This window comes from Snodgrassella alvi (assembly GCF_002777425.1).
GTDB lineage: Bacteria > Pseudomonadota > Gammaproteobacteria > Burkholderiales > Neisseriaceae > Snodgrassella > Snodgrassella alvi_B.
Window position 1 is genome coordinate 1 of record NZ_MDVC01000107.1, and the last position, 9,663, is coordinate 9,663.

Annotated in this window: 8 protein-coding genes and 1 tRNA gene; 3 read left to right on the forward strand and 6 right to left on the reverse strand. The window is 43.2% G+C overall.

Annotation, left to right across the window (positions count from 1 at the left end; all coding sequences use genetic code 11):
* Positions 1-353: 353 nt before the first annotated feature.
* From BGI33_RS10200 to BGI33_RS10225, 6 genes are all read right to left on the reverse strand, one after another.
* Positions 354-427: transfer RNA gene (locus tag BGI33_RS10200), tRNA-Gly, on the reverse strand.
* Positions 428-1,191: 764 nt separating this feature from the next.
* The gene (gene purD, locus BGI33_RS10205) at positions 1,192-2,472 is read right to left on the reverse strand and encodes a phosphoribosylamine--glycine ligase (RefSeq protein WP_100091077.1); all 1,281 of its coding nucleotides are present in this window, start codon (positions 2,470-2,472) and stop codon (positions 1,192-1,194) included.
* A 78-nt stretch (positions 2,473-2,550) separates the two neighbouring features.
* Positions 2,551-3,159, reverse strand: a complete 609-nt coding sequence (locus BGI33_RS10210) for an IMPACT family protein (RefSeq protein ID WP_100091078.1) — start codon at positions 3,157-3,159, stop codon at positions 2,551-2,553.
* On the reverse strand, positions 3,156-4,208 hold the full coding sequence (locus BGI33_RS10215) for a threonine aldolase family protein (RefSeq protein WP_100091079.1): 1,053 nt from the start codon (positions 4,206-4,208) through the stop codon (positions 3,156-3,158). The genes BGI33_RS10210 and BGI33_RS10215 overlap by 4 nt, the downstream gene beginning before the upstream one ends.
* 204 nt (positions 4,209-4,412) lie before the next feature.
* On the reverse strand, positions 4,413-5,357 hold the full coding sequence (locus BGI33_RS10220; protein WP_100091080.1) for an electron transfer flavoprotein subunit alpha/FixB family protein: 945 nt from the start codon (positions 5,355-5,357) through the stop codon (positions 4,413-4,415).
* A 10-nt stretch (positions 5,358-5,367) separates the two neighbouring features.
* Positions 5,368-6,117, reverse strand: coding sequence for an electron transfer flavoprotein subunit beta/FixA family protein (locus tag BGI33_RS10225; protein WP_100091081.1), 750 nt, complete (start codon positions 6,115-6,117; stop codon positions 5,368-5,370).
* 989 nt (positions 6,118-7,106) lie between these two features.
* Between BGI33_RS10225 and tsaA the strand changes: the two genes are divergently transcribed.
* The 3 genes from tsaA (at position 7,107) to BGI33_RS10240 (ending at position 9,519) form a co-directional block, all read left to right on the forward strand.
* On the forward strand, positions 7,107-7,820 hold the full coding sequence (gene tsaA, locus BGI33_RS10230; RefSeq protein WP_100091250.1) for a tRNA (N6-threonylcarbamoyladenosine(37)-N6)-methyltransferase TrmO: 714 nt from the start codon (positions 7,107-7,109) through the stop codon (positions 7,818-7,820).
* 307 nt (positions 7,821-8,127) lie between these two features.
* Complete coding sequence (gene lpxC, locus BGI33_RS10235; RefSeq protein WP_100091082.1) at positions 8,128-9,045, forward strand: UDP-3-O-acyl-N-acetylglucosamine deacetylase; 918 nt, start codon at positions 8,128-8,130, stop codon at positions 9,043-9,045.
* Between the two features lie 114 nt (positions 9,046-9,159).
* On the forward strand, positions 9,160-9,519 hold the full coding sequence (locus BGI33_RS10240; RefSeq protein ID WP_093093779.1) for a hypothetical protein: 360 nt from the start codon (positions 9,160-9,162) through the stop codon (positions 9,517-9,519).
* Positions 9,520-9,663: the final 144 nt, after the last annotated feature.

Genomic DNA, 9,663 nt, shown 5'->3' on the forward strand with positions numbered 1-9,663 from the left:
AAAATTTATATAGATATATTAAATCAGGGCAGATTTACAATTAAATTACCTAAGTTCATACTTGTGAATAAATCTGTGGATATTATTTTTGATTCAGAATAATACATAATATCAGCCAAAGCTAGTTAATTATTTCTAAATCCAAACTTTTTCTGCTAAAGAGGCCTATTCTGCGCAACCAGTTAATTAACCTGTGTATAAACAGGCCAACGATTTTATCTTTAAACGGGCACAAACCTTATCCACAGGAATATCATACTAAAACTGTATATATACCAGTAAGACTTATTAAGATATTTTGCTAGAAATTATTCACAACCATTGGTTTAGCCAGAAAACCGTTTTAAATAGGCTGGAGCGGATAACGGGATTCGAACCCACCCGAACTGCTTGGGAAGCAGTTATGCTACCACTACATCATATCCGCACAGAAAATTCATCCTATAGCTGTTAATAGCATTGGCACGGCAGTATCAGAAAGTGATGATTATAACCGTATGACTAGCTAACGGCCATAGGATATAGTGGAATGCGCTTACAAAGACTGAATAAAAAATTAATTATCCACAATTACCGCTGCAGCGATAACCTAATACAGTAATGAAATACCAACAATTTAAATTACTATCCATTCTATCTGCAACTTGTTTTGCCTGTACTGAAATAATGTTTACATGCTGAGGTCAGATAGTCGAAACTTTTTCCAAATTTTTAGAGGTAGGAAAGCTTTTACCTGAATAGAGATTATTTTGAACAGACAAATAGGCAAAAGGAACAGCATAAGGAAGCAGAGCTAAACAAGCCATATAAGTAATTATACATCAGCACTTTATCAGAGAAAGGCAGATAGCTGCATATTGTACAGATTTTTTACCCCAACAACTGGCCACATAAGCACTATCTGTAGCAAATACAAGTATATTGCCTTGCTTTTATACTTATCAACAGCTAAGCCAAAATGATTGCTACGTAAAATATTATCCACAGCCTGGCTTATTAAAGGATTGAAGCGATAACAGCAAAAGGTTTAGACGTGATAACTGAACCGCAGCCATTACTGATAATACCTGTTCAGATAGCCCCGAAATCCATACAGCGTGCTGAATAGATTTCTGATATCAGACAAAATAAATTCCTGTTGTCAAATAGCTGCCGGCAGATAGATGATAGCCGCGCCTGTATAAAACCAGTTCAGTTATCCACAGAGCTCCGTGCTTTTGCTCCGATATCATGCCGGTATTGCATCCCTTCAAAATGTATTGGCGCCAGAGCAGCATAAGCCTGTTTCCGGGCAGCATTCACATCTGCTCCCAGAGCTACTACACACAACACCCGACCACCGTTGGTAATCAGTTCATGACGGGAATTGAGTGCCGTACCGGCATGGAATACTTTACCGGTTTTATTGGCAGCTATAACACCGGAAATCACATCACCTTTACGGGGAGCCTGTGGATAACCGGCAGCAGCCAGTACCACACCAACAGCAGCCTGACTGCTCCAGCTTGCGGTTACGGTGTTAAGCTCTCCAGCCAGAGCGGCCTGTATCAGCTCTACCAGATCACTTTGTAATCGGCACATAATCGGCTGGGTTTCCGGATCACCAAAACGGCAATTAAACTCAATCGTGTATGGGGCTCCTGTTGCATCAATCATCAGGCCTGCATACAGAAAGCCGCGATAAGGATGGCCTGCTGCCTGCATGGCTTTTACCACAGGCAGGATGATTTCATCCATTACCCGCTGATGCACAGCCGCGGTAACCACCGGTGCAGGAGAATAAGCCCCCATTCCACCAGTATTAGGCCCTTTGTCGTGATCGAGTAAACGCTTGTGATCCTGACTGGTGGCCATGGGCAAAACATGTTCGCCATCTACCATAACAATAAAACTGGCTTCTTCTCCCTGCAAAAATTCCTCAATAACGATTCTGGCTCCGGCAGCACCCATGCTACTGGACAGCAGCATATCGTCTATCGCCTGATGAGCTTCAGCCAGTGTCATGGCAACAATTACGCCTTTGCCGGCAGCCAGGCCATCTGCTTTAATCACAATCGGCGCGCCCTTTTCACTGACATACTGATGTGCAGCTTCAGCGTCTGTGAAAGTCTGATAGGCTGCTGTAGGTATACCCTCACTGGCCATAAATGCTTTGGCAAAATCCTTGGAACTTTCCAGCTGGGCACAATACTGGCTCGGGCCAAAAATAGCCAGACCGGCAGCCGTAAAATCATCCACAATACCGGCAGCCAGTGGTGCTTCCGGACCAACAACGGTAAATGTAATCTGCTGCTCACGACAAAATGCAATCAATTGCTGATGATCACTTATGGCAATATTGTGCAGTTTTGGTTCTGTCGCGGTACCGGCATTCCCCGGAGCCACATATACTGTGCTCACTTTGGGCGACTGCGCCAGACGCCAGGCCAGAGCATGTTCACGCCCGCCACCACCTATAACCAGTAATTTCATAAATCCCCTTCTCCAGAAAATGATTTTCAGATTGTCAGTAAACCATTTTCTGTATCTTTAAGCAATAATCCGTGTTATTCAGTTGTCAAGTTTAACATCAATTGCCCGCTGCTGACGTAAAACGGCCAGACCGCCTTCCAGTTGTGCAAGTGGTATGCGTACAAGCAGGCAGCACTGCTGCTGTAAATCCTGCTGCAATACTTGTGCCTGTTGCTGCTTACACCAGCGTAATGCTTCACTTAGATGTGCATAATCACAGTAAAGTCGTAGTTGCTGGCATACATCCAAACGGATCTTTTCAGCACTAGCTATCGCAGCAGCAGTTGCGGTTTTATAGGCATGAATCAACCCCGGCACGCCAAGTAAAGTACCACCAAAATAACGTATTACTACCACGAGAACATCAGTAATGGCCGCAGAATCAATCTGCCCAAGAATTGGCCTGCCGGCGCTACCGGCCGGTTCACCATCATCATTGGCACGATAACGATTGCCATCCACGCCCAGACGCCAGGCATAACAGCAGTGACGTGCCTTATGATGCTGTTCACGCAATGTTTGCACATACCCACGAATTTCAGCTTCACTGTGCACCGGCCAGGCAAAAGCAAGAAAACGGCTGCCTTTATCCTTGAATTCAGCCTGTGCCGGTGTTGCCAGCGTTGTATATTGAAAAACTGTGCTCATGCTTTTGCTACAGCCTGCCTGATGGCAGCCACAAAAGCATCAACCTGCCCGGCAGTGGTATCAAAGCTGGTCATCCAGCGCACTTCTCCCCTGCTTTCATCCCAGTCATAAAAATGAAATTGCTGGTGTAACCGGGTGCGGGCAACAACTGGCAAAACAGCAAATACGGCATTGGCCTGCGTTTTCTGAGTAAGAGTAACATGCTCAATCCCAGCCAGAGAGTTGGCCAGACGTGTCGCCATCAGGTTACTGTTGGCAGCTAAATTCAGCCACAAATCATCTTCCAGCCAAGCCAGAAACTGGGCAGAAACAAAACGCATTTTTGCCCCAAGCTGAGCATTGATTTTACGCAAATATGGCATGGCAGCATGAGTATCAGCGCGCATACTGATAATACACTCGCCCTGTAACATGCCATTTTTAGTACCACCCAGATTCAGCATATCTACTCCGGTATCAGTAATCATGGTTCTGACATCGGTATTTTCTGCAACCAGCGCATTTGCCAGACGAGCACCATCCACGTACAGCTTCATATTATGCTGATGACAGTAATCAGCCAGAGCGCGGATTTCAGCTACACTGTAACAGGTGCCCAGTTCAGTTGTCTGGCTGATATAAACCACGGCCGGCTGGGCGCGGTGTTCCATTCCGAAACCCCATGCCTGTTTTGCCACCAACTGTGGTGTTAATTTACCATCGGTGGTGGCAACGGTTAATAGCTTCACGCCAGCCATATGTTCAGGTGCAACACCCTCATCACACTGAATATGCGCACTATCGGCACAGATTACGGCACCCCAGCGGGGTAATAATGCCTGTAGAGCGGTTATGTTTGCACCTGTACCATTGAAAACCGGAAAAGCCTCAGCCTGCTCACCAAATAACTGTTTTATTTTCTGTTGCAAGGCAATAGTGTAAACATCTGCACCATATGCTGGCTGATGACCGCCATTAGCCAGCGTCAATGCCTGTAAAATTTTTGGATGGACACCTGCATAATTATCTGAGGCAAAGGCATAACTCTGATTATCATGTAAACAGTTCATTTTGTTATAAGCCAGATAGAAAATTTTATGAACAGCATTATGAAAACTGCCTGAATAATGCTCCCTTTTTCAGGCAATTTACCAGTAACAAGGAGCAATAAAAATATTTCTCCTACCAAATAGGACTACTGCTAATCAGTTTGCCGGATTCACTACATACAGCAATGTTTCACGTGAAACATTGCCAAATCCGTAATCATCAATTCAATGTATGATTGCCTTTATCTGCTGGATCAGTTCAGGAACAGCGGTATTCAGATCAGCAACCAGACCATAATCTGCCACTTTAAAAATAGGTGCTTCTGCATCTTTGTTAATCGCCACAATTACCTTACTGTCTTTCATTCCGGCCAGATGCTGAATGGCTCCGGAAACACCTATGGCAATATATAAATCCGGTGCCACTATCTTACCCGTTTGCCCCACCTGATAATCATTCGGGGCATAGTCTGCATCTACAGCTGCACGTGAAGCACCAATGGCTGCATTCAGAGTATCAGCCAGCGGATTCAGCAGCGCAGCAAAATTTTCCGCACTGCCTAATCCTCGCCCACCGCTAACCACAATTTTAGCAGTGGTTAATTCCGGATGCTCAGATTTGGTCAGACTACGCTCAATAAAACGACTCAGCTGCGGCGCTGCTACAGCAGCAATATTTTCAATTACTGCCTCTCCACCAGTTATTTCAGCCAGCGCAAAAGCGGTTGTACGAATGGTAAGTAGCTGTTTTGCCTGTTCACAACGCACAGTCTGTAAAGCATTTCCGGCATAAATCGGACGAACAAAGGTTTGCGTATCAATAATCGCAGTAACATCGGAAACCGGTGCACAATCAAGTAAAGCAGCTACGCGCGGCAGCAGATTTTTACCAAAACTGGTAGCGGCAGCAACAATATGACTATATGAATCAGCCAGTTGCACCACCAGTGGCGCCAATGTTTCGGCCAACACGTGAGCATATACAGACGCATCCGCCAGCAAAACTTTACGTACACCACTAATTTGCTGTGCCTGCACAGCAATATCCGCTACATTATGCCCTGCTATCAGTATATCTACTTCACCCAGTTGCCGGCCAGCGGATACCGCAGACAAAGTAGCCTCATCCAGACAGGATTGCTGCTGTTCAGCAATAATCAGTACAGACATCAGTATCTCCTTAAAAGACTTTAGCTTCGTTATGCAATTTGTCCACCAGTTCGGCTACATTTTGTACCACAATACCAGCCGCACGGGCTTGAGGTTCTGTCACTTTCAGCTGCACCAGCCGCGGGCTGATATCCACCCCTAGCTCAGCTACTGTTTTTTTCTCCAGCGATTTCTTTTTTGCCTGCATGATATTGGGCAGCTTGATATAGCGTGGTTCATTCAAACGCAGGTCAACACTAATCACCGCAGGTAAGGTCAGCGCCAACCGTTCCTGCCCGCCATCTATTTCACGGGTAATCAGTACTTCATCGTTAGCCAGTTCTATCTTGCTGGCAAAAGTACCCTGAGCAAGCTGCATCAGGGCTGAAAGCATTTGTGCTGTCTGATTGGCATCATCATCAATTGCCTGTTTGCCCAGCAATAATAACTGTGGCTGCTCCAGATCGGCCACGGCTTTTAGCAGTTTGGCCACAGCCAGTGGTTGAAGTGCTTCATCCGTTTCCACATGAATAGCACGATCAGCGCCCATGGCCAGAGCGGTTCGCAGGGTTTCTTCACATTGTTTCACCCCGAGCGATACCACAACCACTTCAGTAGCCTTGCCCGCCTCTTTTAAACGTACAGCCTCTTCCACTGCTATTTCATCAAACGGATTCATCGACATTTTTACATTGCCAATATCCACATCTGATTCATCTGCTTTTACGCGTACTTTAACGTTGTAATCAACAACACGTTTTACCGCTACCAATACTTTCATCCGAACCATCCTAATACAGAAAATCAGCCAATTAATATGATTCAACTGTTACTATAATTCTTAACTAACCTGACATAGTAACATAAGAACAATTAAACTGCCGAAAATCAGCCAATAATATCATTCTGCTGACATGATCAGCCTGTGGATAATATTTAACAGACTGGTACCGATATTATTCTTACTATTCCTCACCTAACAATATCCACAGTTGAGCAATAGTCCAGTCAATAGAGATAACAAATATTTTCTGCCAGCTAAATCTGTCTGGCTGATTAATGGTTAGTTCAGGATTGATTGTGCATTTTGTACAGTCTTATTTTTAGCAGCTGAAATAAGGCAGATTCCTACTGAAGTATGGCACCGTCAGGTAGAGCAATAATATAAATATAAATCAAAAATTTAAGCCCTGCCCTACTCTATCAGACTTATCCACAAGCAGTGGATGATACTTAACCAAACACAATATTCAGGTTTCGTACTTTAAGTTATTCACAGTTACCATCATGCAGAAGCAGTATCCACACAACAATAGCCATTATTGTAATACCTATGTGCCAGCAGTGCCAATTATCCACAATCAGTGCATTTATGGATGTTGGTTCAGCCTGTTTTGCTATCTCGACAACAGCCATATTGAATAAAGACGCATTGTTAAAGTAGTAAACAGTAGCTACTGAATGGATTCACTGTGTCAAGTAGCCAGTTTCTTAATTTTCGCTCAGAAATTGACACAATATAAGCAGAACAGATAAATAAAAAATTAATATTTATCAAAATACTAAAAAATAATTTATTTTAATTTAATACGAGGCATTAAGAGTAAAGTTACCAGATAATCAGCCATAAGCTGTGAAAAATGGCGGCTAAAAATTAAATACAATACTAAACAATAAACTGAATATTTTATCCACAACTTATATACATACATATACACTTGTTACCCTATAATAGTTGCTATTCAGATAAATAATTATATGTTCAGTTTTATGTCTCATTCTTTCGCAGCCTCAAGTGAGCATTGGATGATCCAGCCAATTGGCTATATATATTCTCCCTATAAACAAAAATTTGGCGTGGCCCGACAGCCCGGTCTGGTACCTGCGGCACATGCTTATATAGATTTATCAACTGAATTCACCGCTGATTGTGTGCGTGGATTAAGTGATTACGACTATATCTGGGTACAGTTTGTTTTTCATGCCACAGTTAAAGATGGCTGGCAACCTTTGATTAGGCCGCCAAAATTGGGAGGTAAAGAAAAAAAAGGGGTTTTTGCTACCCGTAGTCCACATCGGCCAAATCATCTTGGGCTTTCACTGGTGAAGCTGGAACAGATTGAATATGGTAAGCAGATTCGTTTGCATGTAAGTGGGGTGGATTTTCTGGATCAAACTCCGGTTGTTGATATCAAACCCTATATTCCTTTTGTTGAAGCCAAACCTGATGCGAATTGTAGTTTTGCGCATGAGCGTGAGTTACTGAATGTGTACTGGTCACAGCCAGCTTTAGAGCAACTGGCATTATTTTCTTTAGATTCAAATTATTATCAACTAGTTAACCAGAGTCTGGCTCAGGATCCACGACCAGTACATCAACAACATGCAGACAAGATTTTTGTCATGCATTTGTTTGATTGGGATGTTTTATTTCAGATTAAAAATAATATGGTTGAGGTGGTCGGATTAAGAAAGCATGTGTAGTGTTAAATTGTTATTCAAATAGAAGTATAAATAATAAAAGGATGGGGACAAAGATGAAGTCATACATCCTGTGGAAAACTTTAAATATTAATATAAATCATATGTTTGAATCTTAATAAGTCCAGGTTTTTTTCTGGGTATGGATTGTGAATTATGTGGATAACTTTAATAAAAATTTTGCTGATTGTGAATAACGGGCAATAATGAAGGCTAATAGCGATAATTTATCCACTTTTTGACAAAATTCATTACGTCCACTGGCGAAATTCGCTACCATAGTGCAATCAGATTAAGCAGGAAGCAGAATATGTTGCAGCGTACATTAGCAAAAAGCATCAGCGTTACCGGGGTGGGTTTGCATTCCGGAGAACGGGTGAGGCTCGGACTGCATCCGGCTGCATCGGATAGTGGTATTCGTTTTCGGCGTACTGATCTGTCAGGAGAACAGAACAGGATTGTGCAGCTGACGCCTGAACTGATTAACGATACCCGTCTGTCTTCCACAGTAGTCACGACAGATGGTATTCGTGTCGGTACCATAGAACATATTATGTCGGCATTTGCAGCCTATGGTATTGATAATATTCTTGTAGAACTGAATGCACCGGAAATTCCCATCATGGATGGTTCCAGCCTGCCTTTTATTTATCTGTTACAGGATGCCGGTGTTATCGATCAGCCTGCTGAAAAACGTTTTTTACGGATAAAACAGCCGGTGATGGTTGCTGAAGGAGATAAATGGGTAAAATTTACGCCGTATGAGGGCTTTCGGGTTACTTTAACCATAGCTTTTGATCACCCGGTTTTTAATCGCAGTAACCAGACTTTTCAGATTGATTTTGCTGGCCAGTCTTATGTGGATGAAATATCGCGGGCGCGAACTTTCGGTTTTATGCAGGAAGTGGAGCTGATGCGCAGCCATAATCTGGGATTGGGGGGAAATCTGAGTAATGCTATTGTAATTGACGATATGGATGTTCTAAATTCGGAGGGTTTACGTTACTCAGATGAATTTGTGCGTCATAAAATTCTGGACGCCATTGGTGATCTTTATACACTTGGCCATCCGGTTATCGGTGCTTTTGAAGGCTATAAATCCGGCCATGCAATAAATAATGCACTACTACGTAAGTTACTGGTTCAGCCAGAAACATATGAATGGGTAACTTTTCCACACAACCGGCAATTGCCCGCTGCCTTTCATCATCTGCCTCAGGTTGCCTGAGGACTAACTTACATTATTCGGGTGCAGAATATGCTATAATGCCCAGCGCCGTCAAAAATAGCATGGTCGGACAAATATTATCTGGCTTTATATTCACTATTCTGGGATAAGAAAATGAACTATCAGGCTGTTGTAGCACAATTACTTAACGTAGAAGGTGCGCTGGCAGCTGCAGTGGTTGATTATGATAATGGTATGCTGATGGCTGGTAGTGCTATTAATAAAATAGATCTGGAAATTGCCGCTGCCAGCAGTACCGAAGTTATCCGCTCAAAAATCAAAACCATGCAGATGCTGGAGCTGAATGATGAAATTGAAGATATACTGATTACCCTTGGTCATCAATATCATCTGATCCGGCCGCTGAAAAAGCTTGGCAGCCTGTTTTTGTATTCTGTACTTGACAGCAGCAGAGCCAATCTGGCTCTATCCCGCCGTGCGCTCATTGATGTTGAAAAGCAGATGGCGCAGTAATGGTATGTGCTGTACCTGTTATTAAGCTGGCCGGAAATTTATTGATTTACCGACAAGTCTGATCCGTATGCTATCTGTTTTGACTGTATGTTCATGCTGCAATATATTTGCATATTGATCAGAGCAGAATTTATGCCTGTCTGA

What these genes read in the sequence shown, in the direction of transcription:
- purD (WP_100091077.1), bottom strand. Translation starts at nt 2,472, where the DNA reads ATGAAATTACTGGTTATAGGTGGTGGCGGGCGTGAACATGCTCTGGCC.
- BGI33_RS10210 (WP_100091078.1), bottom strand. Translation starts at nt 3,159, where the DNA reads ATGAGCACAGTTTTTCAATATACAACGCTGGCAACACCGGCACAGGCT.
- BGI33_RS10215 (WP_100091079.1), bottom strand. Translation starts at nt 4,208, where the DNA reads ATGAACTGTTTACATGATAATCAGAGTTATGCCTTTGCCTCAGATAAT.
- BGI33_RS10220 (WP_100091080.1), bottom strand. Translation starts at nt 5,357, where the DNA reads ATGTCTGTACTGATTATTGCTGAACAGCAGCAATCCTGTCTGGATGAG.
- BGI33_RS10225 (WP_100091081.1), bottom strand. Translation starts at nt 6,117, where the DNA reads ATGAAAGTATTGGTAGCGGTAAAACGTGTTGTTGATTACAACGTTAAA.
- tsaA (WP_100091250.1), top strand. Translation starts at nt 7,107, where the DNA reads ATGTCTCATTCTTTCGCAGCCTCAAGTGAGCATTGGATGATCCAGCCA.
- lpxC (WP_100091082.1), top strand. Translation starts at nt 8,128, where the DNA reads ATGTTGCAGCGTACATTAGCAAAAAGCATCAGCGTTACCGGGGTGGGT.
- BGI33_RS10240 (WP_093093779.1), top strand. Translation starts at nt 9,160, where the DNA reads ATGAACTATCAGGCTGTTGTAGCACAATTACTTAACGTAGAAGGTGCG.